Here is a 23,748-nt window from a genome sequence, read left to right as displayed (position 1 = left end):
ACCCCCAAGCTGCGACCAGTCCTGGAATGCGGCGGCAGGTTTGCCTCCAGCTCCCGACCCCAATCCTTCGCCCCCGTCGCAGGAGATCAAACAGTCTAAGCAGCCTTCGGCACCGAGAGATCGTAGATGTCGCCTTCAGCGACCGCCTGCGACTTGAGCATACTCATATACTTGTCGCTATCGATCGCGTTGATCAAGCTTGACGCAGGACGGTTTCCGATCCACCGAGTAAGATGACTTATGATAACTTCTCTCGGTTGCCCCTTTCCGCCGACGTTAAGACGCGCATCTATCGAACTGCCGGCGACAGCCGCGTAGTCGAAGAACTTGCCTTTCCTCCCATTAAGCTCGATCTCCGCGCCGTAGACTTCAGAGAAGCGCTTGAGCCAGTCGACGAGATCATGAGCACCCGTCACATCGACCCGGCCTTTATAGACGCGCCACGCCTGTATCACGACAAATCGCGTTCCGGTCCTTTGGCCAACCACGAGCATGAAGAAGTCCTTTCCCGGCCAGCGGGTCCGAATGTACTTCCCAAACAGGGAGGCCATCGCTGGCTCCTCGGGTTTATCCCCCTCCTCGAAGTGCTGCTCCATATCAGGCGACGCGACCGTGAGGCGAATAAGCTTCTCCTCAAGAGCAAATTGTCTGCCGTGCAATGTGCTGATGTTAGGAACGATCTCGACCGTGTAAAGGTCGGAAGGAAGATCGCCGCGAGCAGCCATCCTCTGCAGCGCTGACTTGATGTCTGGCTCTGGGAGTAATCGATCCGCCTCCTCGTCGAGCAAATCAGCGATTTTCTCGATCGTCTCGGCATTCTCATCGCCGGCCGCGATCCCAAGCTTATGGCGCGCCTCGTCGATCACCTGCGCGCGAAGGGTATCCTCACCAGCGATGGTTGCCTCCGGCAAGCTGGCATAGCCGAGCGAGAGGGCGGCGCGCGCGAGAACCCCGGCTGCGGTCAAACTATCAAGTTTTTCGAGTGCGGTGATCATGGCCGACGGACCAATACGCTGAGGTCAAGGATATCGAATTCGTGCGGTTGTAAGTCCCTTATCTGCTTCTCTGGGCCGTAACCGGCCCGATCGCGCCGGGGCACTTCGAAGACACGACCGGGGTCGATCCCAGCCTTAGGTATGACGTATAGAACAGGTTTCCAAATTCTCCATGAATGGGCAGTCGCGGCAGCTACGATTTCATCATATTCTGGCTTCGTGATGGTCTTGGCAGCAAGCCATTCTTTCGCAAGCCGTTTGAAGGTCTTACGGTGGTCCCGGATAATTCGACTGTGCTCTTCCTGGGCATGATACTCGTGCAATAGGTCGTCGTAGATCTTCCGTGGGTTGGAACTCGGCGCGATCAATGTGCCCGCAGAGCCGGCAGGTGCCTCTCGCTCGGTGTCGAAATAGTCGGAGATCCAAGCGAAATGGTTCCCGTTCAGGTACTTGCAGCTCACTTCCGTCGCGAACCACGGGTTCGCTGAATAAAAAGCCAGTCCCGCCACCCGCGTTCCCCCAGGACAATATTGTCGCACCTTTGCGCAACCAATGATCCCTCGCAACGGAGTTCTACGCCTTTTGCGCTGGTAAATGATGGAAACGGAGCCAATCTGACCGCGCCGGACAGCGGCTGGATCGAGTGACGGCTCCCATCGGAGACGCGGCCGGCTTCCGCCGGAATGGAGCGCCCCACCACGGGAGACCAACGGAGACCAATTTGCAAAAGCTGGTCTGCCGCTCAGCCCGCAGAGAAGCCCCAGGAGCCGCCTTCCGACCGGCCCGGTCTTACGACTACGACACCGGCCACCCCGGCAGAACGCATGGGCGGACTCGGCTGAGTCAGCGCGGGGCGTTCTGGATGGCCCCCATAATCGTGAACTGACGACGCACGCGCCGAACGCTTTTCCGCCCGCCCCAGAGTGTGCGGTCAGTCGAGTACGTGAAACTGCCCGTCCGGCCCCGTGTACGTGCGCGTGCCAATGACGTGCGAGTATGGCTCAGGGAAGCCCGCACAGAGGCGATCGACGCAGATGATCAACTTGTGCCCGGCACGAACGGCCGCATGGACGAGTCCCGCTGCGGGTCCTGGAGCGCTGCAAGGCGGGTCCCCTTGGGTGAGTCCCATCTGGGCGCGGCATGGATGGGCCCACAGAGATGATCGCGCCAGGAACTGGCCCCCTTTGGCAGAGGCTCGGATAGCGGAAGTTGCGGGACGGGATGTGGAGCTTGGATCTGTGTCTCGATCGATCGAGCTGTCCCGACAGCCCTGCCGGGGGACAGTACGGCTCCCCTTGGGGCAAAGGCCAAGGCCAAGACGCTCGACCTGGGCGCCGGCGCCGTCAGGCGCCGAGCATCGATTTCACGGCAGAGGCCGAGTAGCTCGCACCGCTTGACGTCTTGAAGCCCCGCTCGGCAAGCGCGGCCGAGATGTCGCGCAACGAGAGACGGGGGCGTTGACCGCTCAGCTCGCGCGCAGCCTGCACCATTTCGGGGTTGGCCTCAGCATAGGACTTGCGCCCGCCGCACTTGCCCGTCGCCTGCAGCTTGCGGTCGCGAGCCGCCTTGAGCTTGGCGACCAAGTCGGCCTTGTTGAATTGCGCGACCGCGCCCAAGATCGAACGCACCATGACGGCCGTCGGCGTGTCCTGCAGAAAGAAGTCCGGCGCGCTGGCTGGGATGAGCGACACGCCAAGTCGCTTCAGGTAGTCGTGCCCGGTGAGCTGCACGACCAAGTCTCTCGCGAAGCGGTCAGGTGACTCACAAACGATGCAACGGACGCCATTCGAAAGCAGGCGCTCCAGCATGGCCGAGAAGCCAGGACGCTCCGTAACCGCATCCGCGCCCCGCACAGCCGCGTCGTAGAACCAATCGACGATCTGATAGCCGGCGGCCTTGGCGTAGGCCTCGATCGCCGCGCGCTGGCGCTTCTCGCTGTCCTTGTCCTGCCCGACGTTGGTCGCGCTGCTGGTGCGCATGTAACCAACCGCTTTAATCAATTTTTCCTTGCGCGCCATAGCCTTAGCCGCGTTTTGTTCTGCTACCCTGAGGAAACAGTACAGTTTTGAGCCTGAGGGAGCAAGATCGGGTCGCAGTTTCGGAGAAAAAAATCAGGCGCGACCAGGGCGCGGCCTCAGGTCGGGGCCACCGCGCGCTCGATCACGACGCCAAAAATCAGGAAACGAGGATTGCCTTGCCCGAAACCCTCGCGAGGAGATCGGCGTGGATCTGGTCGATGAGTTCCAACGCCTTGTCGACGTCTTTGGCGTAGACATCGCTGGTGATAGCCGCCGCGACGACAGCAGCAGGCGCATCGCCGATCAGGTCGCGGATCATGTCCAAGACCTCCTCGGACGTCGTCGCACCGCCGTACTGGGCGGCTTCGCTCGCGTTCCGCTCCTCGGCCAACTCGGCGATTTTCAGCAGCAGGGTGTGGCCGCTCATGACCGAGCCGTGCGCACCATCGCGCTTTGCGTCCGCGATCGCAGCCTCGATCTTGGGGATGAGATTTTCAAGGCTCAACCCCGCTCGCTTGACGGCCGGCCTCACGATCTCATCCACCCTCGCCTTGACCTCAACATTTTTCGACAAACGCGATCCTGCGGTTTCGGCACTATGGCGATCACGGCAACGATAGCCCGAGCTGAGGTAGCAGTCAGCTACGCTCATGCCGTTTCGAACGGACTTGGCCAAAGCTTGGGCGAAGGCTTCTTGCTTGGGACGCAATGTAGGCATGGCCGCAGCCTACGTCGTGTCGAGCATCTGTGCCAGCCTCAGCGCCAAGTCCAACCATCCGAGATGTGCGGCATTGGGTTTGTCGCATCGGGTTCCTCCTCTGCTTCCACACCCGCCGCCATTGCCGTTGATCCGCCGTTGGGAAAAGGGGTAACGGCAATGCCGTTGCCATTACCCTTTTCCCTATAGGCGGATCATAATAACGGCAGTTGAGCTGCTGTGCCATTAACCTGCCGTTGGAAATAGGGTAATGGCATCTGCTGCGACAGCCTAATGTGCTGCGCGTGCGCGGACAGGAAGTCGCGATCCATGATCAAGCGCCCCGACTGGGATAATTCGGATTGGAAGCCGCCGCCCCGTCGTCGCCCAGCCATCCCGCCGCTGCACCAGGATGTGTTGGATCTGATCCCGATCTTTGCCCGGATCGTGCACCGCGATGGCCTCAAGACTGCGCGCGAGGTGTTTGCAAACTTCGTCCGGGAGCCAACGGACAAGCAGTACGAGGCCCTTGATCAGCTCGAACTGCTCAATCGTCTGGCCGCCATGACGCCGCGACCGAATGTCGCCAAGCTGGCGCGCGAGCTGCTCGCGGCAGACGGCATCCACAAAGGCGATGCCAAGTTTGCGAACAAGCACGCGGCGCTGGTCGCGAAGATCCGGGATTGGAAAAAACGCCGTCCTGCCATCGAGGCCAAGTTTGCGCCGACCTCTCCACCGCTGCGCCGGGGTCAGCCGCCGTCCTTCCGGTTCCTCGACCTGAAAAAGCGTAGAAAATAGCCCCCCCAATTTTCTCTACTTATGCCCAACGAGCTGCAGGCGCATCCTCGCTGCACACCCAGCATGAGGATCACGCGATGCAGAAGCATCAGCAGCCGAAGCCGCCAGCCAAAAAGCGCAGGCCTCTCTATTGGCGCACCGAGCAGCCGACCGTTGATCGCATCGACATCTGGCGGCGGCAGCAGGCCACGATCCTCTCGCGCACGAAGGCGACCGAAGAGCTGATCAATATCGCTTTGGACGCTGAGGCGATCCCTGCTGAGTGAGAGTGTCGCCGGCTGGGTGCCGGCGACCTCATCTCTCTTGACATTCTCGCGTGCCAGCGAGGCATCAAAGGAAAACGCGCATGAGACATAGATCAGCCGTCTCGAAAGTCAATCCGCGTCCGCCGTTCCTCGTTCTCTGCAACGGCATCGAAATCGGCATCAGCGACGGCCTGACATGCCCGCCGCCTTGCTGCTGCGATATCCGCCCCATCGATGCCGAGGCAATCGGCTGCGGCTTCCGTATCATCTGCCGCGCGTGCCATCGCGTCGTGCTGCACTATGAGCCAGTGCGATGAAAATCAGCGCCCCTGCCGGCTGCCTGCATGCCGCCCTGTCGATGGCCGCGCTGGCCGCCGATCAGAAGCTCGACACGCCGGTTTGCATCACCGCCGATCGTGGCACCATCGCCTTCCGCGTCACCAATGAGCGCTCCTTCATCTCGATCAGCGCCAGCGCTGCGGCCAACGTCAGCGAGCCCGGCAACGCCGCGTTGTCGGCGACGAAGTTGTCGCGCCTGCTCGCTGGCTTTGCGCTGGACACCACCGTCAGCATCACCACGGCCGAGAACGCCGCGATCGTCGCCGCAGATGCAAGCCGCTATTGCCTGTCGCTGACCGATGCGCAGGACGGGCTCCAGCTTGATCCGGTGACCGGCAGCGCTGAGCTGGCCGCCGACGATGTCCTGGTGCTCTTGTCAGTCCTGCCGGCGGCGGACACCGCGCAAACGCGGCCTTATCTTCATGGTGTTTTCCTACACCACAGCGACGGCAGGCTCGTTGGTGTCAGCACCAATGGTCACGTGCTGCTGCGCGTCGACGTCGCAGGCGGTCCCCTTTCCGACGATCGCACATTGATCTTGCCGACACCGGCCGCAGCCCTGGTTGCTCGACTGCTGCGACAGACGAAACCGGAAGCGGTGTCGCTACGGAGATCGCGCGTCGCCTTCGAGGCGTCGTGGCCGGGCATTTCGATCATCACTGCCCTGCAGATCGGCCCCTTTCCAGCCTACGACAAGGTCATCCTGCCCCGCACCGGCGCCATCGCACTGGTGCAGAGGGCATCGCTTGCCGCCGCGTTGTGCCGGATCGCTGCCATGGCGCTGGCTGGGCCTTCGCTGCTGGGGCTGTCATGGACCGATGGCGCCCCGCTCAAGCTCACCCTGTTGCGCCAGCCCGGCGCGGTTGATGACAGCGTTTCTAGCCAAAGCAGCGGCGCGGCGCGGAAGGCGCTGATGTTGGCGCAATTCGTGACACTGGTCTCCGAGTTCGATGACGACGTCATCGCGCTCGAGGCCACCGACGGCGGGTTGCAGATCCGGCAGCGGCATAAGTTGGCGTGTTTGGTGGACTGCTCATGGCATTTTAAAAAGCGGGAAGCCGCATGAGCGTAGTTGACGACGCACTTGCGCTGGCGGCGCGCAACATCCCGGTGTTTCCCTGCGCATCGAACAAGGCGCCCGCGCGATCAAAAGACGACGGCGGCAACGGTTTCAGGGATGCGACATGCGATCCGACCGAGGTGCGCCGTCTCTGGCGGCACTGGCGCGGCCCATTGATCGGCATGCCGTGCGGCGCGGTCAGCGGCTTGTTCGTGGTCGATGTTGACGCGCCGAGGCATCCGGAGGCCGAGGCTTGGCTTGAGCGGCACGCGCCGTATCTCGGCGAGACCTACCAGTGCACCACGCGCAGCGGCGGCACGCATATCTTTTTTCGGCATCATCCCGAGCTGAAGACCACCGCCGGTCGCCTCTGTCGCGGCGTCGATACGCGGGGCGACGGCGGTTATGTCATTCTGTGGGCGCGGGAGGTGCCGGCGCCCGTGCAAGAGACGCCACAGTGGCTCGTCGCCGCATTGCGGCCGCCGAAGCCGCCGCAGGTCATCCAGATCATCCCGCGCTGCCGCCGGAACGGCTCTGCCGATGATCGCGTCCACGGCGTTCTCAGGCGCGTCGGCGCCGCGCGCGAAGGTGAGCGCAATGCGCTGACATACTGGGGCGCCTGCCGGATCACCGACATGATCGAGAGCGGTGAACTTAGTTGCGAAGACGGAAATAATGCTTTCGAGGCGTTGGCGACCGTGAGCCGCTACACCGGCCTTCCCGAACGCGCGATCGACGCGACCATCAAGTCCGCGATGAAGAGGTCGCAATGAGCCGCAACGGTCGCTTCACACATTTTGTGGAAGACATCCCGCGCGACCCGCCGCAGCGTGATGACGACACGCCGCTCGGTGAATGGGATGCGGGCGATGATGAAGGCGTGATCCCGCCGCGCGAGTGGTTGCTCGGCAATGCCTTTTGTCGCGGCTTCGTCAGCTCGCTGCTCGGCGAAGGCGGCAGCGGCAAGACGGCGCTGCGCCTTGTGCAATATCTCGCTGTCGTCACGGGACGCCCCCTGAGCGAAGAGTACGTCTTCACCCGCAGCAAGGTCATGCTGCTGTCGCTCGAAGACAGCAGGGATGAGCTGCGCCGCCGCCTCAGAGCCGCATGCCTGCATTATGGCATCGCGCAATCCGAACTGAAGGGGCGCCTGTTTGTAAGGACTGCGAGCGCCGACCTCGGAAAGATCATGATGGTCGATCCTGCTAAAGGCGCGCTCATGCTCGGCAAGCTGGCGGGAAAGATCGAGCGGGCAATCCGCGAGCGCGGCATCGCCCTGGTCGCGCTCGATCCCTTCGTCAAGGTCCACAGTGTCGGCGAGAGCGACAACAGCGCAATCGATCAGGTGATGCAGGTGCTCGCCGACATGGCTATCGCGCTCAACGTCGCGGTGGATACGCCGCATCACATCAGCAAGGGACCAGCGGACCCTGGCAACGCCAATCGCGGCCGTGGCGCATCGAGCATGAAAGACGCCGCACGCTTGGTCTTCACGCTCACGCGGATGAGCCCAGAGGAGGCGCAGGCCTTCGGCGTCAGCGAGGCGCAGCGGCAATTTCTGGTGCGACTGGACAGCGGCAAAGTCAACATCGCCCCACCAATGACGGAAGCGAAGTGGTTTCGGCTGGTCAGTGTCAGCCTCGACAACGGCACGGATCTCTACCCGAGCGGCGATCAGGTGCAGACGGTTGAGCCGTGGACACCGCCGCAGACCTTCTCCGGCATCAGCAACGGGACGCTCAATGAGATCCTGAGCGAGATCGATACCGGCCTTCCGGACGGCAACCGATTTACGGATGCGCCGAACGTCCGCGATCGTGCGGCGTGGCGCGTCGTCGAAAAGCATTGCCCGACCAAGAGCGAGGGCACCTGTCGCGAGATCATCAAAACTTGGCTCAGATCCGGCCTGCTGTTCCGGCGCGACTACACCAACCCGGTGACGCACAAGCGGGTCAAGGGTCTCGTGGTCGACAACGAAAAGCGGCCGTCAAAGGGGGACTGATGCCGATCCGCGCCGCGAACAGAGCACGCTATCCGAAAGACTGGCGCACGCGCATTGTGCCCCGTGTCCGAGCTCGCTCTCGCGGCACGCGCTGGTGGGGATCCCCCCAATGACGGTGCGCAAAGCCGACAACTTGCTTCGTGGCGATCGGACTCCGGCCTATGTCGATCGGGAGACCGGCGCAGCCGAATTGCTAATCTCACCAGATACATGGGACCAATGGGTGAAGGAAGGCCGCTTGCCCCGACCCTGCGACACCTTCCCATCCGGCACACCCCGCTGGCGCTGGGAGGACGTCGATCGTAAGCTGGCTGACAAGAAGGGATCGGCGCCGGTTGATCCCATGCAGTGGGCGGCGAGCTTTGGCAAGAAAAAGGGGAAACGGATTGAAGCTCCCTGAAGGTGTCGAGAAGGTCGTCGTTCGCAAGAAGAACGGCAGGGTCTACACGTATTACTATTGGAACCCCGGCCGGAACACCGATCGCGAGGGCGACCGCATTAAGCTCCCGAACGCCGAGACCGAACCGAAAGCGTTCTGGACCGAAGTGGAGCGCAGGCAGACATCGGCTCCGACCGCTTACCCTGCTGGATCGGTCGGCGATCTGATCGCGCGCTATCGCGCGAGTGACGAGTTCAAGCGGCTCTCCGAAGGCACGCAGTCAAACTATGAAGTGACGATGCGCCGCATGGAAGCGCAGGGTCTGGCGCGCGTTAAGGATCTGACGCCGCTTGTCGTCCAGACCGCGCGCGACGCGATGAAAGAAACGCCGGTGATGGCGAACCAGATGCTCTCGGTTGGCCGCACGATCTGGGATTGGGCGATCCCGCTGGGCCTCGCCATGGCCAGCCCGTTCGACAAGGTGAAAGACTTCGACATTCCCGATCGCGGTCACGTGCCGTGGCCAGCGTGGGCGGTCGAACACGTCCGCGCCCATGCATGGCCCGATCTGGTACGAATGGTCCGGCTCGGCGTCATGACTTGCCAACGCGGCAGCGATCTCATCCGCATGGGACCGGAGCACCGCGACCGCAACGGCCTGTGGTGTCGGCCGAAGAAGACGCGCAAGAGGCGCCGCGCCTTCCACATCCCTCTCGCGACCGCCGATGCACTCGAACTCGACCGCTGGGCGGAGACTCCCGTGACGTTCACGAACACCCGGTGGCTGAAGCCAATCGAGCGCTTCCGGGAAGACCTGTACCTCTATTCCCCGAAGGGCGCCCAATACACCACCGACGGCCTGCGCGCGCGCTGGGGCCGCTGGCTGGAAGGCACATCGGAAGGAAAACAGCTATGCCGCCGGTGGAAGGACTGGGTCGCCGGCCAGGTCAAGAAATACGAGTGGGACATCGACCCCGAGGATGCCGACCACCCGACGATCCACGGCCTTCGCGGCACCGGCATCCTGGCCCGCGCCAAGCAGGGCTACGAGGTCGACCAGATCGCCAACGACATCGGCATGTCGCGGCAGAACGTCGAGCATTACATGCGGTTCAAGGACCAGATGAAGATCGCGGCGGATGGTCAAAAACGCCTGCGTGTGATCAATTCACAAGAATGAAGTGGTCCGGAGCGGACGACCAATGACGCGATGGAAAACCTTCGTTTGGACTGCCGTTGCCGCTGCCATCTGCTCACTGTTCGTAACGATCGAGATCGGAAAAGATCGAGAGATGGCGGTTTTCGAGGCCATCTCTGGTCTTCTTTTTCTGCTCGGCGCCTCCTGGGCGGTCGCCGGCCTTGTTTATGTGGTCAGCCTGCTTAAGGCCCGCCGGCAGACCCTTATGGTCGTCGCCATTTCCGTCATAGTCGCATTGTCGGCAGCGACGGTTATTTGGCCGCCGCGATAGCCGCTCATTGCCCACACCTGTCCGTGCGTTCGCGGGCCCGCGATCTCTGAAAGGACTAGACCGCGAACGCCGACGCGGCTATATGGGCGCTGCGTCAGCGGCCGATTTGCAAAACTTCTGGCCTCGATTGCAAAACTTCCGAAAAAAGCGCTGTGAAATCAGTTGCTTCGGTGGGGAATGGTGTAACGGTAGCACAACAGACTCTGACTCTGTTTGTCTTGGTTCGAATCCAGGTTCCCCAGCCATTTCGGCGCTGACCCACTATTTTTGAGGTCAGCCGGTTTCGACTCGCGAACGAAACGTCACCCCGTTGTCGCGCACACTTCGTCCCGTCACTGCACCTCGGCGTCTCCGCGCACTTCGTCCTCGGAGAGCTTTCTCGATCGCAGCGGTGCCCTGTTCTTCCAGATCCTCCAGCGCGATGCTTGCGATGGCGGATGGTCGACACCGCCTGACCCGGCGCCGAATTGCCAGGAACACAGTCCTCCCGATTGCGAATCGGCGAAAACAAAACAACCATTGCGAGCAATGAAGCGCTCCCCGGAGGATTGCACTTGCAGAGCAGCGTTGGCTCCCGCGCCTTTCAAAACGCAAGGCTGCAGAAGCGCGCCAAGAAACAGGCGGACGTGCTGTTGCCAGCGGCGGTCAAGGCCTACCGCGAAGGCCGACATCCGGAAGCTCAGGCACTGTGCCAGCAGATCCTGCAGGACCTGCCGCATCATTTCGGCGCCCTGCATCTGCTCGGCGTATCCGAGCGGGATTGCGGCCGTTTCGACCAGGCGGTGCTCGTCCTGACACGCGCGGTCGAGATCGACCCGCGCTCGGCCGGAGCCCAGTCCGATCTCGGTCTGTCGCTGTTCCGGCTCGGCCGCTATCAGGAGGCCCGCGCTCGTTACGAACGCGCCGTCGAACTCCAGCCGAACTTCCCGGCCGCGCTCACCAATCTCGGCACTACGCTGATGAGCCTCTCGCGTTTCGAGGAGGCGATTGCTGCGCATGACCGCGCCATCGCGCTGAACCCCGGCTATGGCGACGCCCACGCCAATCGCGGGATGGCGCTGCTGCTCACGGGCCGGTACGAGGACGCCGGCCAGAGCTTCGATCGCGCGCTTGCACTGCAGCCGCGGTTGCTGACGGCCCTGTTCGGCAAGGGCCTGGTCAGCATGAACCTGCGGAATTTCGATGCTGCACTGGCGGCGCTGACTGCGGCGCTGGCCATCAATCCGAATGCGGCCCCTGCCCTCGCCCAGCGCGGGCGGGCCTATCAGGAGCAGGGCAAGTTCGACGAGGCAGAAGCCGATTTTGACGCGGCATTGGTCCTCGAACCGTTGCTGGAAGACGCCCTGCGCGGCAAGGCCACGGTTTCGCTCGTGCGCGGCAACATCGCCCTGGCGATGTCGTTCGTCGACAAGATCCTGGCGCAGAACCCGAAGCAGGAGAGCGCCTGGACCCTGCTCGGGGTCTGCTCTGCGATGCAAGGCGACATCGCCACGGCGATCTCAGATTACGACCGCGCGCTCGCGATCAACCCGAACTACGAGGACGCGATCACCAAGAAGATCTTCACGCTGGATTTCCTGCCCGAGATCGGAGTCGAACGTCTCCAGGCAGAACGGAGATATTGGTGGGAAGCGATCGGCTCGCGATTACCCCGTGTCCAACTCGGTGGGCGAGATCTCGACCCCGATCGGCAGCTTGTCGTGGGCTACGTCTCCTCCGATTTCCGCGAGCATTCGGCGGCTCTCGGCTTCCTGCCGATCCTGCGCCATCACGATCGCGCCAAGTTCGAAATCATCGCCTATTCCTGTTCGCCGGCAAAGGACGCCAAGACGGAGTTGTGCCGTTCGCTGGTCGATCGCTGGGTCGACGCCTGGCAGTTGACCGACGAGAGGCTCGCCGAGCAGATCCGGGCCGACAAGGTCGACATCCTCGTCGACCTCTCAGGGCATTCCGCCGGCCATCGGCTCACCTTGTTTGCGCGCAAGCCCGCCCCGATCCAGGTCTCCGCCGTCGGCAGCGTCACCGGCACGGGGCTGCCAGTGATGGACTATCTGCTGGCCGATGCGGTGACGATCCCGGCCGCGGTCCGGCATCTGTTTGCCGAAAGGATCTACGACCTACCGTCGCTGATCACGATCGAACCGCCGCCTCCAATTCCACCGTCGCCGCTGCCCATGCTTCGCAACGGTCACGTCACCTTCGGCTCATTCAATCGCGCCGACAAGTTTTCGGAGCCCACTCTGGCTCTATGGTCGAAGCTGATGGCTGCGACGCCGGGCTCTATGATCGTCGTCAAGAACCATGCGATGAGCGATCCCCTGCTGCGCGACCGATTGATCGCCCGCTTCGTCGCCCACGGCATCGCCGCGGAACGCCTCCGCTCCGTCGGAAAGACATCGCGCGAGGAGCATCTTGCGATGTTCGCCGATATCGACATCGCACTCGATCCGTTCCCGCAAAATGGCGGCATATCGACGTGGGAGTCACTGCAGATGGGCGTGCCTGTCGTCACCAAGCTCGGCAGCACCCCCTCGGCACGGGCGGGCGGCGCGATCGTCAAGGCAGTCGGCCTCGACGCGTGGGTCGCCGATGACGACGAGGGCTATCTCGCGGCAGCGCTGAAATTCTGCTCGCGGCCCGGCGAGCTTGCCGCGCTCCGTGCCGAGCTGCCCGCCAGGGTGTTGAATTCAGCCGCCGGAAACGGCGCGCTCTACACGCAGCATGTGGAACAGGGATACCGGACGTTCTGGCGTGACTATTGCGCACGAGCGACGACCGGCTAGCGCTTGAATCAGATCTGGTCCGGCCGGCACAGCGTCGCGCCCGTGCGCCGTTCGACCCATGCCGACGCTTGCGGTGCATCGACGACGCAGTCCCGCCGATCATCGTCGGCTCGCCGGCACGATCCTGCCAGCGTGCGCCCGATCACGGAATTAACCCGTCATTCACCACGATCCTCATCCAGCCGGAACGATGCAATTTGCTTCAAATTGTCTGGCCAGGGAGACGTGACATGACCAAGCTGACGGACCTCGACGACCAGATTGAGCGGGCCGAGCGGCTCGAGCGGAGCATCACGGACACGCTGACGATCGAGCGGCTGCGCCAATTCGCGGCCAAGTGCCGGCGCGAGCGCGAGCGGCTGTCGCAGCACCGGCAGCACGCGGCCTGAGGGGTTTGATCCGCTTTCGTCGGCGGCGGACGCGGCCACTCACGAGCAGGTCGTCACCATGTTGGTGCAGAGCTGCCGGGTCCAGCCGATGCCTTTCTTCATGCGGATCTTGGCGAAATCGCCGAAGCAGCCGAGCAGTTCGACAGCCTGGTCGCCGTTCGCATGCGGATCGAGCTTCGGGCTCGAGGCGGCATGGTCGCGATAGATCACCGCACCGTTCTGCAGGCCGCCGACGCCCACCACGCTCCGATGCACGAAGCCCCTGCCCTGAAAGATCACGCTCTCCTTGCCCTGATCGACGTCGTTCAGCACGGCCCGGTCGATCTCGAACCAGTCGCCCTGCTGCGCGGTGAGATGCACGACGATCCAGCCGTCGCTGGTCGGATTCTTCAGCCCCTTGATGATGCTGCCGCCCGGCTCCGCGCGGACATTGGCGCCGTTCGGATCGCGGTCGGCGATGTCGACCTCGACGTTGCAGGCTTCGCGATGAGGCGCCTGCGCAGCGGCCACGCTCGGCGCCGCGAGCAGCGCCGTCAGCAACAGAATTTTCGTCAGCGTCATGCGGTCAACCGGCCTCGGATTCCTCACGGATTGGTCGTGCCGCGAGCGCCGCAGTTCAACGCCGCGCGATAGGCGACTGCGCCGGGCCCGCCATGCGCATCGGCTGCCTTGATGGAGCCGGGCCATGGGTGCGGCCCTCACGCAAGACTGCCTGCTTCATTCGAGAAGGTGTTATGCTTGCACGAAGCTGACCCGAAAAAAGTCGTCAGATGGGTGAACGCCCCTCCGCCCGCCTGCTGGTGCTCGATCCCCACGACAGGCTTCTGCTGTTCAAGTTCGTCCACCTTGCCGGCGCGCTGACTGGGACGCAGTTCTGGGCCACGCCGGGCGGCGGCGTCCATCCAGGCGAGAGCTACGAGGCCGCAGCCTGCCGCGAGATGTTCGAGGAGACAGGCATTTGCATCGACGACCCTGGGCCGCAGATCGCGCAGCGCTTGGTCACCTTCACGATGGTCGATGGCGAGGAGGTCAGCTCGGACGAGCGCTATTTCCTCGTCAGAGTTGCGCGCGCCGACCTGTCGTCGATGCACTGGACCGAACTCGAGCGCGCCGCCATCGCAGGACAGCACTGGTGGCGGCAGGCCGAGCTCGCGGAAGCGGCCGACACCGTCCACCCCGAGGACATCATCGACATATTGACGCGTGCACGCGTGTGGTGACGGCTCGCCTGCTACAGCCGTCCGCCCGCAAGCGCCGCAGCGCGCGGACGGCCGATGTCGTCGAGCACATGCGGCATCGGGGTCACCGGGAAGACCGCGTTGATCTGGCCCGTCCCCGACGACGGGAAGAACGGGGTCACGACCTCGACGCCGCGGTCGTAGTGGTTCCAGCCGAGCGCGCCGAGCAGCATGGCTGTATCGTGCATGAAGCCCTCGCCATGGCCCTTGCTGGCATATTCCGGCAGCATGTCGCAGAAATCCGGCCACTCGCCGTGCTCCCACATCTGGATCACCTCGTGGTCGAGCCGCTCCAGGAACGGGCTGAACATGCGGTCGCGATACTCGTCGGCGGTGCCGTTCTGGGCAAAGCGATGGCTCAGCGAGCCCGAGGCGAAGAAGGCCACCGTGCCGTCGTAATGATCCTCGACCGCGCGGCGGAACGCCCAGCCGAGCTTGGCGCTGTCGGCGAGATAATGCGAGGTGCACAGCGCCGAGACGGATACGACCTTGAAGTGGCGGTCGGGGTTCATGTAGCGCATCGGCACCAAGGTGCCGTATTCCAGCGCCAGCGACGTCGCATCGTGGGCCATGGTGGCAACGCCATGGGCGTTGGCGCCCTCGGCCAGGATGTGGCCGAGCTCTGGATTGCCGTCGTATTCATACGTCATGTTGGCGATGAAGTGCGGCAGCTCGTTGGAGGTGTAGAGCCCCTCGAAATGCGGCGCGCAATTGATGTGATAGCCGGCATTGACCAGCCAATGGGTGTCGAACACGACGATGGTGTCGACGCCGGCCTCGCGGCAGCGCCGGCCGATCTCGATATGACCGTCGATCGCCGACTGTCGCTTGCCCTTGGCCGGACCATCCAGCTCGCTGAGATACATCGACGGCACATGCGTGATCTTGGCCGCCAGTGCGAGCTTGCCCATCCTCTCGTCTCCCTTCCGGTCGTTCCCCGGTCCGGCATCGCCGACCGTTTGCTTGGGAGGCAGATTACCCCTGCAGCTCCGCGAAAAAAAGGGCCGCGCGCGCGGCCCTTCCTCGGCGTCCAATCCATCGTCTGTCCCATGATCATGGGACAGCGCGGCGCGCTTGCGCGACTCCGCGCCCGGTCAGGCAGCCTTGATGTCGATGGTCTTGGCGGCCTTCTGCACCTCGGGCTTCTTCGGCAGGGTGACCTTGAGCACGCCCTGCTTGAACACGGCCTCGATCTTGTCGGTGTCGACGCCGTCAGGGATCTGGAAGGAACGTTCGAAGGATCCGAAGCTGCGCTCACGGACGTAATAGTCCTTCTTCTCCTCCTTTTCCTCCTGCTTCTCGCCCTTGATCGAGAGCACGCCGCTCGCAACTTTCACCTCGACGTTCTTCTCGTCGAGGCCCGGCAGCTCAGCCGTGACCTCATAGGCATTGTCGTGCTCGGCGACGTCGACCGCCGGCGCCACGGCAAAGGACCGTGCGCGGGCCAGATCCGGCAGTTGGTCGAACAGCGACGGCGTGCGCCAGATCCCGCCATGGAAGTCCTCGAACACGCGATCGATCTCGCGGCGCAGGTTCTCGAACGGCCGCCATCCCTGCATGGATGGCGCACCTGCCTTCTCGGTGTTGACGGGCAGCTTGGTAGGTTCAGCCATGACATCATCCTCCTGCTTCACGCGAGGATCAGGTCCGCAACGGCATGGGCGCGACCGATTTCGTTCGACGAGATCGGCGGCATCCGCTCCCTCGCGCTTGACGGGCAAAATATAGCAGGCACGCCCGGGTTCCAGATTGCTGCGATCAAATCGCTGAGCGGCTGGACGGGTTCGGATCGGCGTGGGACCATCCACTTGGCTTTCGGCAATCTTTCGGCACCGCGCGCCCAGAGCTGAAGAGCCTTACAGGAAGAGCCTCCAGGAAGAGCCTTGGAGATGGTGAACCGGACGTTAATCCGAGCGGCTCGAGCGACGCTTTAGGGAAGGATGCAGAAAGCCTTATGCCGCAAGGTGTTAGGCGCCATTGAGAAGGTGCATTCGCAACGCTCCGCGCGCCCCTCCGACCGCCGGGCTGGGCGGCAGCACGTTCACAAACATTGCCCGCTTAACAAATTTTCCAGTCCCAGCAGAGAAGGTGTCAGCTCAACAATTCACCACAGGTTTCATGACCGTGACATCCTTCGGACGCGTGATCTCGGTGCGGGGCTCCCAGGCCCGCGTCGGCATTCTGTCGACCCAGCAGATGACCGTTTCCGATATCCGCGCCACAGTCGGCCGTTTCATCAGCATTCGCTGCCCGAGCGCCACGATCATTGCGATCATCACCGAGGTGACCAGCGAAGACCTGTCGCATGCCAGCGAATACGTCGCGACGGCGTCGGTGGACCTGCTGGGCGAGATCCTCGGACCGGCCGAACGGCCCAAGTTCCAGCGCGGCGTCACCCACTACCCGACCATCGGCGACGCCGTCGACATGATCACGAGCGAGGAGCTGCGCACGATCTACACGCCGACCGCCGGCGACCACATCGACATCGGCGCGCTGCAGCAGGACACCTCCGTGCGCGCCTGTGTCAATGTCGAGGAAATGCTGTCGAAACACTTCGCCGTGCTCGGTTCGACCGGCGTCGGCAAATCGACGGGCGTGTCGCTCTTGCTCAACGAGATCCTCAAGGCGCGGCCGAACCTGCGCATCTTCCTGCTCGACGTCCACAACGAATATGGCCGCTGCTTCGGCGAGCGCGCGCTGGTGCTGAACCCGCGCAATCTGAAGCTGCCGTTCTGGCTGTTCAATTTCGAGGAGATCGTCGACGTCCTGTTCGGCGGCCGGCCCGGCGTGCCGGAGGAGCTCGACATCCTCGCCGAGGTGATCCCGCTGGCGAAGGGCATCTACACCCAATACCAGAATACGGACCGCATCGGGCTCAAGCGCGTCGATCCCAAGATGGTCGGCTACACCGTCGATACGCCGGTGCCCTACCGCCTTGTCGACCTGATCAACCTGATCGACGAGCGCATGGGCAAGCTGGAGAACCGCTCCTCGCGCATCATCTATCACAAGCTGATCTCGCGCATCGAGACCGTGCGCAACGACCCGCGCTACGCCTTCATGTTCGACAACGCCAATGTCGGCGGCGACACCATGGCCGAGGTCATCAGCCATCTGTTCCGCCTGCCGGCCAACGGCCGCCCGATGACGGTGATGCAGCTCGCCGGCTTCCCGGCCGAGGTCGTCGATTCCGTCGTCTCGGTCGTGTGCCGCATGGCGTTCGATTTCGGCCTGTGGAGCGACGGCGTCTCGCCGCTGTTGTTCGTCTGCGAGGAAGCGCACCGCTACGCCTCCGCAGACCGTTCGATCGGCTTCGGTCCGACCCGCAAGGCGATCTCGCGCATCGCCAAGGAAGGCCGCAAATACGGCGTCTATCTCGGCCTCATCACCCAGCGGCCGGCCGAGCTCGACGCCACCATCATCTCCCAGTGCAACACGCTGTTCACGATGCGCCTCGCCAACGAGCGCGACCAGTCGCTGCTGCGCTCCGCGGTGTCGGACGCCGCCGCCAACCTGCTCTCCTTCGTCCCGTCGCTCGGCACCCGCGAGGTGCTGGCGTTCGGCGAAGGCGTCGCGCTGCCGACCCGGCTGCGCTTCAAGGAGGTGCCGCTGCATCAGTTGCCGCGCAGCGAAGCGACGATCGCGACTGTCCGCTCGGTCAATGCCGGACACGACATGCATTTCGTCAGTGCCGTGCTGGAGCGCTGGCGCGGAGCGACCTCGAGCCGCGACGCTGCGAGCGGCGACAGCGGCGCCGGCAGCCTCGGAGATCGCGGCAATCTGTCGGCCTCGCTGGACGCGCCGATGCTGCAGCCCTCGATGGGCCTCGATCCGGACCGCTTCTCGCTGCTGAAGAAGCCGCTGCGCTAAATACGGCGGCGCCCCCCTCCCAAATCTCGATCGACGACGCCTTCGAGAAGGCGTTGCGGGCATTCCGCCACGGGGCGAGGTGATGGGCTGAGCTGGACCGTTGCGCCTGCGCCGCGATCCACTAAGGTTCGCCCCCTGCCACACATGCCGGACCCGTTGCCATGACCCAGCCCGCCATCAGCCGCTTTCCCGTTCCCGCAATCGACGCCCTGCCGGACGACATCCGCACCCGGCTGCTCGGCGTGCAGGAGAAGAGCGGCTTCGTGCCCAACGTGTTCCTGACGCTCGCGCACCGGCCGGACGAGTTCCGCGCGTTCTTTGCGTATCACGACGCGCTGATGGAGAAGGACGGCGGGCTGACCAAAGCCGAGCGCGAGATGATCGTTGTCGCGACGTCGAGCGCCAACCAGTGCCAGTATTGCGTGATCGCGCACGGCGCGATCCTGCGCATCCGCGCCAAGAATCCCCTGCTCGCCGACCAGATCGCGATCAACTACCGGAAAGCGGACATCACGCCGCGGCAGCGGGCGATGCTCGATTTCGCAATGAAGGTGGCGCTGGAGGCGCAGACGGTCGGGGACGCCGATTTCAAGGCGCTGGCCGGCCACGGTTTCAGCGACGACGACATCTGGGACATCGCCGCAATCGCGGCGTTCTTCGCGTTGTCGAACCGGATGGCAAATGTCACGGGCATGCGGCCCAACGACGAGTTCTATCTGATGGGGCGGCTGCCCAAGGCGAAGTGAGCCAGTCAGTCGTCCGACGCGGGTCCGCACCAGCCGGGCAGATAGACGGCGTCGTGGCTCTTTGCGGCCGCCAGCGCGTGCTCCATGGCGGCGGCGAAATGGGTCTCGACCGTCTTGCGCTTGACCTTGCGGCGCAGGAAGTCGGCCCATAGGAACTCGCTGAACGGCGTCGTGTCCTTGGCAAAGCCGCCGGCGCGGCGCAACTCGCCGGCCAGGCTGCGGAACGGATCGTCCTTCATATCCGCGACGGTCTTCGGCAGGTCCTTGAAATGCCGCCGCTCGCCCTTGGCGTCGTAAGGATAGGCCCAACGCTTGTTGTCCATCACGCCCCAGAACGCCTCGCGATCGACCATCGACAGATCGCCGATCACCGTGACCAGCACGTCCTTGACGCCCTCGTCATGGAGCGCGCGGGCGAGGTGATGGTGGTCGACGACGTAGTGCCGCTGGTCGGGACCGAGCACCACCGGGATCATGTGCTTGCCGAGCAGCTCGGCCTGCTTCTTCTTCGACTTGTGCTCGCGCCAGCGCTCGCGCTTCTCCTTCACTTCGCGCATGCCGACGGTCATCTGCGTCGGGCGCAGCGACAGGATCGGCACGGGATGAAGCAGCGGCTCGCGGGTATTGGCCATGGCCTGGGCTCCCGGGGGATGATCAGCATTATGCCACGCCTGCCGAGCCGTTCCAGTGCATCTGCCCGTAGCTGCGACGCCGTTCGGACCGGCCGCGGCAGGTTCCAATCACCCGCGGAGCGGGCGCCGATTGGATGGATCCGAGGAGGGAGATGTTTTGCTGATGCAGCTCAATTGTGGCAAAGTTTCTTTGTGAGAGGTTGGGCCCGCGTGCTAAAAAGGACCATCGGAGTCGAGGCATGAAGTCCCAGCGCCCCATTGCAGCGGAGGAAGAGCATCGCGTGGTGCCGTTCCGGCCGCGCAGCAGTCCGGTGCGGCGCGTGACCGAGGGCGGCAGCCCGCCGATTCAGCTGCATCGGCGCGAGCGCCCGACACTCGATCTCTCCCGGTATGAGCAGCCGCGCGAAGAGCCCGACGATTTCCGTCACCGCATCCTGGCCAACATCGCGGCGATCGCCTTTACGGTCGCGTTGACCGCGATCGGCATCTGGCTGGCGATGAGCATCGCCGACCTGCGCAAGACCCAGGACTGCCTGCTGACCGGACGGCGCGACTGCGCCCGCATCATCACCGAGACCTACACGCCCTGATCCCTGCTGGACGCCGCTCGGCCGCCAGCGGCGGAGCATCACAATCCCGCCACAACCGCCGTGTCCGGCTCCATTGAACTCACCGCGTCGCTCCGATATACGGGCACACGACTCCCGGGCGGCGGGGGTAGAAGGGCTCGCATCAGACGGCCCCGGGGGCGCGGTGTCCTCCCGTCGCCACCTACCGGATTAGCTCCAAAATATCAAAGGCTTAGTGATGTCCTCAACATTCGATCAGGTCGCCACGATCATCGCTGAAACCTGCGACATCCCGCGCGACACGATCACGCCGGATAGCCACGCCATCGACGATCTGGGCATCGACAGCCTCGATTTCCTCGACATCGCGTTTGCGATCGACAAGGCCTTCGGGATCAAGCTGCCGCTCGAGAAGTGGACGCAGGAAGTCAACGACGGCAAAGCCAGCACCGAGCAGTATTTCGTGCTGAAGAACCTGTGCGCCCGCATCGACGAGCTGGTCGCCGCCAAGGGCGCCTGAGCGCCCGCCATGCAAATCGAATATTTCCTGCTCATCGACCGCATTCTTGACCTCCGACTGGACGAGAAGGCCATCACTGTCGAAGCCAAGGTTCCCACCGAGAGCACGATCTTCGAAGGACACTTTCCGGGCTATCCGATCATGCCCGGTGTTCTCTTGATCGAGTCCATGGCCCAGACGTCCGGCTGGCTGCTGCTCGCGCTGATGAAGTTCGAGCGGATGCCGTTCCTCGCCGCCGTGAAGGAAGCCAAGATGCGCGGCTTCGTGTCGCCGGGCGAGGTGCTGACCGTCGAGGCCAACGTGCTGCACGAGGGCTCCGGCTACGCCGTGACCGAAGCGCGCGTGAAGGTCGGCGGCAAGCTGCGCTCGAACGCGACGATCACTTTCAGCCACGTCCCCTTCCCCAATCCGGAGCTGCGCGGACACATGGACGCCGTCGCCGAGCGCGTCGGCTTTCCGCAACAGGTCCTGCAGCGATGAGTGAGACGACAGCCGTGACCTCCAATCCCGTCGAAGTCTGGATCACCGGTATCGGTCTTGCGACCTCGCTTGGCGAGGGACTCGATGCGAACTGGGACGCCCTCAACTCCGGCCAGATCAATATCGACGAGCGGGGTTTCGCGCCCTACATCGTGCATCCCTGGGCCAAGGTGAATCTGGAAGCGCAGATCCCCAAGAAGGAGCAGCGCCAGATGGAGGCGTGGCAGCGCATCGGCACCTATGCCGCCGGGCTGGCGCTGGATTCCGCCGGCCTCAAGGGCAACAAGGACATCCTGTCCCGGATGGACATGATCGTGGCCGCGGGCGGCGGCGAGCGCGACATCTCCGTCGACATCGCGATCCTCAACGCGGAAGCCCAGGGCAATTGCACGCCCGGCTTCCTGAACGACCGGCTGATGAACGACCTGCGCCCGACCCTGTTCCTGGCGCAGTTGTCCAACCTGCTCGCCGGCAACATCGCGATCTCGCACGGCGTCTGCGGCACCTCGCGCACCTTCATGGGCGAGGAGGTTGCGGGCGTCGACGCCTTCAAGATCGCGCTGGCCCGCATCGCCGGCGGCCAGAGCGACATCGCGCTGGTCGGCGGCTCGCACAATGGCGAGCGCAAGGATCTGCTCGTGCTGTACGAGTTCGGCGACTACAATCTGAAGAACGAGTTCAAGCCGGTCTGGTCCCGCAAGGACCATCCGGGCTTCGCGCTCGGATCGGCCGGCGCGTTCCTGGTGCTGGAATCCAAGCCGCATGCCGAGGCCCGCGGCGCCAAGCCGCTGGCGCGGCTCAGCAAGGTCGTCGCCGACCGCGCCCGCCGCAAGGAGGCAGGTGCCGTCACCGGGACGCTCGACCGTCTTTGGTCGGCGCTGGACGTGCATGACGCGCCGGGCGCGATCATCACCGGCGCGACCGGTGCCGAGCCCGTGACGTCGGAGGAACGCGCGTTCCTCGACCATCACAAATCCTACGCCGTGCGCTCGAGCGGCACCCGCTTCGGCCACACGATGGAGGCGCATTTCGCGCTCGATCTCGCGCTGGCGGCGCTGTCGATCTCGCGCGGTGCCCTGTTCGCACCGGGCGACTCCTCGGGCGTCGAGGCGGACATGAAGGAGGCTCCGACCCAGATCGTAGTGGTCGGCGCCGGCCATTACCGCGGCGAAGGCATGGCCTTGGTCGAAGCAGTCAAGTGAACGCGGCTCGGCCGATCGATTCACGACGGGGGACATCATGAGTGTACGCGACAAGTTTGGACGTCCCATCGTGGTCGTGACCGGGATGGGGATCGTCACCTCGCTCGGGGCCGGCAAGTCGGACAATTGGAACAAGCTCGTTGCGGGCGAGTCCGGCATCCGCACCATCACGCGCTTCCCGATCGACGGCCTGAAGACGACGATGGCCGGCACGGTCGACTTCGTTCCCGTGGCCCCGTTCACGTCGACGGGTCTGTCCGAACGGCTGGGCCACATGGCCGTTGAGGAAGCCATCGCGCAGGCCGGGATCGGCTCCAAGGGCGACTTCCCGGGGCCGCTGTTTCTCGCCGTCGCCCCGGTCGAGATCGAATGGCCGCAGCGGCTCGAGCTCGCGCACGAGGTCGGCGGCACCCAGTTCACCTATGACGACCTACTGAAGGTCTGCGGCGGCGGCAAGTTCGTCAACTATCACCACCGCTTCCTGTTCGGCTCGGTGGCGGATTCGCTGTCCGACACATTCGGCACCAAGGGCTCGCCGATCTCGCTGTCGACCGCCTGCGCCTCCGGCGCGACCGCGATCCAGCTCGGCGTCGAGGCGATCCGGCGCGGTGAGACCGACGTCGCGCTATGCGCCGCCACCGAAGGCTCGGTCAATCCGGAAGGGCTCGTGCGCTTCTCGCTGCTGTCGGCGCTGTCGACCCAGAACGACCCACCGCAAGGCGCCTCGAAGCCGTTCTCGAAGAACCGCGACGGCTTCGTGATGGCCGAGGGCGCCGGGGCGCTGGTGCTGGAGAGCTATGATGCGGCGGTCGCGCGCGGCGCCAAGATCCTCGGCGTCGTCGCCGGCTGCGGCGAGCTGACCGACTCCTTCCACCGCACCCGCTCCTCGCCGGACGGCAAGCCGATCATCGGCTGCATCCGCAAGGCGCTGGCCGACGCCGGCATGGCGCCGGAGCAGATCGACCACATCAACGCCCACGGCACCGCCACGCCCGAGAACGACAAGATGGAATATGTCGGCGTCTCCGCCGTGTTCGGCGAGCACACCGGCAAGATCCCGGTGTCGTCGAACAAGTCGATGGTCGGGCATACGATCTCGGCAGCCGGCGCGGTCGAGGCGATCTTCTCGCTGCAGACGCTCGAGCATCAGCGGATTCCGCCGACCATCAACTACGACATTCCGGATCCCGCGATCCTGTTCGACGTGGTCGGCAACAAGGCCCGCGACGCGCGGGTCACCACCGTGATGTCGAATTCGTTCGGCTTCGGCGGCCAGAACGCCTCGCTGATCCTGACGCGCGAACCGGCCTGATC

General features: G+C 64.0%; 27 protein-coding genes and 1 tRNA gene. 20 read left to right on the top strand and 8 right to left on the bottom strand.

What is annotated here, in order from left to right; translation table 11 throughout:
* Nucleotides 1–95 precede the first annotated feature (95 nt).
* The 4 genes from QX124_RS15890 to QX124_RS15875 form a co-directional block, all read right to left on the bottom strand.
* The gene (locus QX124_RS15890; RefSeq protein WP_315797663.1) at nt 96–995 is read right to left on the bottom strand and encodes a hypothetical protein; all 900 of its coding nucleotides are present in this window, start codon (nt 993–995) and stop codon (nt 96–98) included.
* The gene (locus QX124_RS15885) at nt 992–1,504 is read right to left on the bottom strand and encodes a hypothetical protein (protein ID WP_315797662.1); all 513 of its coding nucleotides are present in this window, start codon (nt 1,502–1,504) and stop codon (nt 992–994) included. Before QX124_RS15885 ends, QX124_RS15890 begins: the two co-directional genes overlap by 4 nt.
* 834 nt (nt 1,505–2,338) lie before the next feature.
* Nucleotides 2,339–3,013: a recombinase family protein gene (locus QX124_RS15880; protein ID WP_315797661.1), complete on the bottom strand. Its 675-nt coding sequence runs from the start codon at nt 3,011–3,013 to the stop codon at nt 2,339–2,341.
* 157 nt (nt 3,014–3,170) lie between these two features.
* Nucleotides 3,171–3,731: a hypothetical protein gene (locus QX124_RS15875; protein ID WP_315797660.1), complete on the bottom strand. Its 561-nt coding sequence runs from the start codon at nt 3,729–3,731 to the stop codon at nt 3,171–3,173.
* 309 nt (nt 3,732–4,040) lie between these two features.
* Between QX124_RS15875 and QX124_RS15870 the strand changes: the two genes are divergently transcribed.
* The 12 genes from QX124_RS15870 (at nt 4,041) to QX124_RS15815 (ending at nt 13,174) form a co-directional block, all read left to right on the top strand.
* Entirely contained in the window at nt 4,041–4,508 is a 468-nt protein-coding gene (locus QX124_RS15870; protein WP_315797659.1) for a hypothetical protein, read from the top strand.
* 77 nt (nt 4,509–4,585) lie between these two features.
* Nucleotides 4,586–4,774, top strand: a complete 189-nt coding sequence (locus tag QX124_RS15865) for a hypothetical protein (RefSeq protein ID WP_315797658.1) — start codon at nt 4,586–4,588, stop codon at nt 4,772–4,774.
* 80 nt (nt 4,775–4,854) lie between these two features.
* Nucleotides 4,855–5,070, top strand: a complete 216-nt coding sequence (locus QX124_RS15860; protein ID WP_315797657.1) for a hypothetical protein — start codon at nt 4,855–4,857, stop codon at nt 5,068–5,070.
* Nucleotides 5,067–6,158, top strand: a complete 1,092-nt coding sequence (locus QX124_RS15855; RefSeq protein ID WP_315797656.1) for a hypothetical protein — start codon at nt 5,067–5,069, stop codon at nt 6,156–6,158. The genes QX124_RS15860 and QX124_RS15855 overlap by 4 nt, the downstream gene beginning before the upstream one ends.
* Nucleotides 6,155–6,925 carry a bifunctional DNA primase/polymerase gene (locus QX124_RS15850; RefSeq protein WP_315797655.1) on the top strand — a complete coding sequence of 257 codons (771 nt, stop codon included), beginning with the start codon at nt 6,155–6,157 and terminating at the stop codon, nt 6,923–6,925. The genes QX124_RS15855 and QX124_RS15850 overlap by 4 nt, the downstream gene beginning before the upstream one ends.
* On the top strand, nt 6,922–8,154 hold the full coding sequence (locus QX124_RS15845) for an AAA family ATPase (protein ID WP_315797654.1): 1,233 nt from the start codon (nt 6,922–6,924) through the stop codon (nt 8,152–8,154). Before QX124_RS15850 ends, QX124_RS15845 begins: the two co-directional genes overlap by 4 nt.
* 109 nt (nt 8,155–8,263) lie before the next feature.
* The gene (locus QX124_RS15840) at nt 8,264–8,554 is read left to right on the top strand and encodes a hypothetical protein (RefSeq protein ID WP_315797653.1); all 291 of its coding nucleotides are present in this window, start codon (nt 8,264–8,266) and stop codon (nt 8,552–8,554) included.
* Nucleotides 8,541–9,713 carry a hypothetical protein gene (locus QX124_RS15835; protein WP_315797652.1) on the top strand — a complete coding sequence of 391 codons (1,173 nt, stop codon included), beginning with the start codon at nt 8,541–8,543 and terminating at the stop codon, nt 9,711–9,713. The genes QX124_RS15840 and QX124_RS15835 overlap by 14 nt, the downstream gene beginning before the upstream one ends.
* Before the next feature lie 22 nt (nt 9,714–9,735).
* The gene (locus QX124_RS15830; RefSeq protein WP_315797651.1) at nt 9,736–10,002 is read left to right on the top strand and encodes a hypothetical protein; all 267 of its coding nucleotides are present in this window, start codon (nt 9,736–9,738) and stop codon (nt 10,000–10,002) included.
* Nucleotides 10,003–10,173: 171 nt separating this feature from the next.
* Nucleotides 10,174–10,247, top strand: a tRNA-Gln gene (locus QX124_RS15825).
* Nucleotides 10,248–10,556: 309 nt separating this feature from the next.
* Nucleotides 10,557–12,785 (top strand): tetratricopeptide repeat protein, encoded by a 2,229-nt coding sequence (locus tag QX124_RS15820; protein WP_315797650.1) that lies wholly within the window; start codon nt 10,557–10,559, stop codon nt 12,783–12,785.
* 230 nt (nt 12,786–13,015) lie between these two features.
* On the top strand, nt 13,016–13,174 hold the full coding sequence (locus tag QX124_RS15815; RefSeq protein WP_315781062.1) for a hypothetical protein: 159 nt from the start codon (nt 13,016–13,018) through the stop codon (nt 13,172–13,174).
* Between the two features lie 39 nt (nt 13,175–13,213).
* On the opposite strand, the gene QX124_RS15810 is transcribed toward QX124_RS15815, so the two are convergent.
* On the bottom strand, nt 13,214–13,735 hold the full coding sequence (locus tag QX124_RS15810) for a hypothetical protein (protein WP_315797649.1): 522 nt from the start codon (nt 13,733–13,735) through the stop codon (nt 13,214–13,216).
* Between the two features lie 209 nt (nt 13,736–13,944).
* Here QX124_RS15810 and QX124_RS15805 point away from each other — a divergent pair, with 209 nt between their 5' ends.
* Nucleotides 13,945–14,394 (top strand): NUDIX hydrolase, encoded by a 450-nt coding sequence (locus QX124_RS15805; protein ID WP_315797648.1) that lies wholly within the window; start codon nt 13,945–13,947, stop codon nt 14,392–14,394.
* Nucleotides 14,395–14,405: 11 nt separating this feature from the next.
* Here QX124_RS15805 and hpaD read toward each other — a convergent pair whose 3' ends face one another.
* Nucleotides 14,406–15,323: a 3,4-dihydroxyphenylacetate 2,3-dioxygenase gene (gene hpaD / locus QX124_RS15800; protein ID WP_315797647.1), complete on the bottom strand. Its 918-nt coding sequence runs from the start codon at nt 15,321–15,323 to the stop codon at nt 14,406–14,408.
* 183 nt (nt 15,324–15,506) lie between these two features.
* The gene (locus tag QX124_RS15795) at nt 15,507–16,025 is read right to left on the bottom strand and encodes an Hsp20/alpha crystallin family protein (protein WP_315797646.1); all 519 of its coding nucleotides are present in this window, start codon (nt 16,023–16,025) and stop codon (nt 15,507–15,509) included.
* Nucleotides 16,026–16,530: 505 nt separating this feature from the next.
* Here QX124_RS15795 and QX124_RS15790 point away from each other — a divergent pair.
* On the top strand, nt 16,531–18,285 hold the full coding sequence (locus QX124_RS15790) for an ATP-binding protein (RefSeq protein WP_315739682.1): 1,755 nt from the start codon (nt 16,531–16,533) through the stop codon (nt 18,283–18,285).
* Between the two features lie 161 nt (nt 18,286–18,446).
* On the top strand, nt 18,447–19,031 hold the full coding sequence (locus QX124_RS15785; protein WP_315797645.1) for a peroxidase-related enzyme: 585 nt from the start codon (nt 18,447–18,449) through the stop codon (nt 19,029–19,031).
* Nucleotides 19,032–19,036: 5 nt separating this feature from the next.
* Here QX124_RS15785 and QX124_RS15780 read toward each other — a convergent pair whose 3' ends face one another.
* Nucleotides 19,037–19,663, bottom strand: coding sequence for a ParB-like protein (locus QX124_RS15780; RefSeq protein ID WP_315739680.1), 627 nt, complete (start codon nt 19,661–19,663; stop codon nt 19,037–19,039).
* Nucleotides 19,664–19,902: 239 nt separating this feature from the next.
* On the opposite strand from QX124_RS15780, the gene QX124_RS15775 reads away from it, so the two are divergent.
* The 5 genes from QX124_RS15775 (at nt 19,903) to QX124_RS15755 (ending at nt 23,746) form a co-directional block, all read left to right on the top strand.
* A complete protein-coding gene (locus tag QX124_RS15775; protein ID WP_315739679.1) occupies nt 19,903–20,253 on the top strand; it encodes a hypothetical protein in 351 nt (116 codons plus the stop codon).
* Nucleotides 20,254–20,470: 217 nt separating this feature from the next.
* Nucleotides 20,471–20,752: an acyl carrier protein gene (locus QX124_RS15770; protein WP_006609130.1), complete on the top strand. Its 282-nt coding sequence runs from the start codon at nt 20,471–20,473 to the stop codon at nt 20,750–20,752.
* Between the two features lie 9 nt (nt 20,753–20,761).
* Nucleotides 20,762–21,232 carry a 3-hydroxyacyl-ACP dehydratase FabZ family protein gene (locus tag QX124_RS15765; RefSeq protein ID WP_315739678.1) on the top strand — a complete coding sequence of 157 codons (471 nt, stop codon included), beginning with the start codon at nt 20,762–20,764 and terminating at the stop codon, nt 21,230–21,232.
* Nucleotides 21,229–22,434: a beta-ketoacyl-ACP synthase gene (locus QX124_RS15760; RefSeq protein ID WP_315797644.1), complete on the top strand. Its 1,206-nt coding sequence runs from the start codon at nt 21,229–21,231 to the stop codon at nt 22,432–22,434. The genes QX124_RS15765 and QX124_RS15760 overlap by 4 nt, the downstream gene beginning before the upstream one ends.
* 37 nt (nt 22,435–22,471) lie before the next feature.
* The gene (locus QX124_RS15755; protein ID WP_409997704.1) at nt 22,472–23,746 is read left to right on the top strand and encodes a beta-ketoacyl-ACP synthase; all 1,275 of its coding nucleotides are present in this window, start codon (nt 22,472–22,474) and stop codon (nt 23,744–23,746) included.
* The last annotated feature ends 2 nt before the right edge of the window (nt 23,747–23,748 follow it).

This window comes from Bradyrhizobium sp. SZCCHNRI3043, from assembly GCF_032377735.1.
Taxonomy (GTDB): domain Bacteria; phylum Pseudomonadota; class Alphaproteobacteria; order Rhizobiales; family Xanthobacteraceae; genus Bradyrhizobium.
This window is presented reverse-complemented; position numbering and strand designations above follow the sequence as displayed.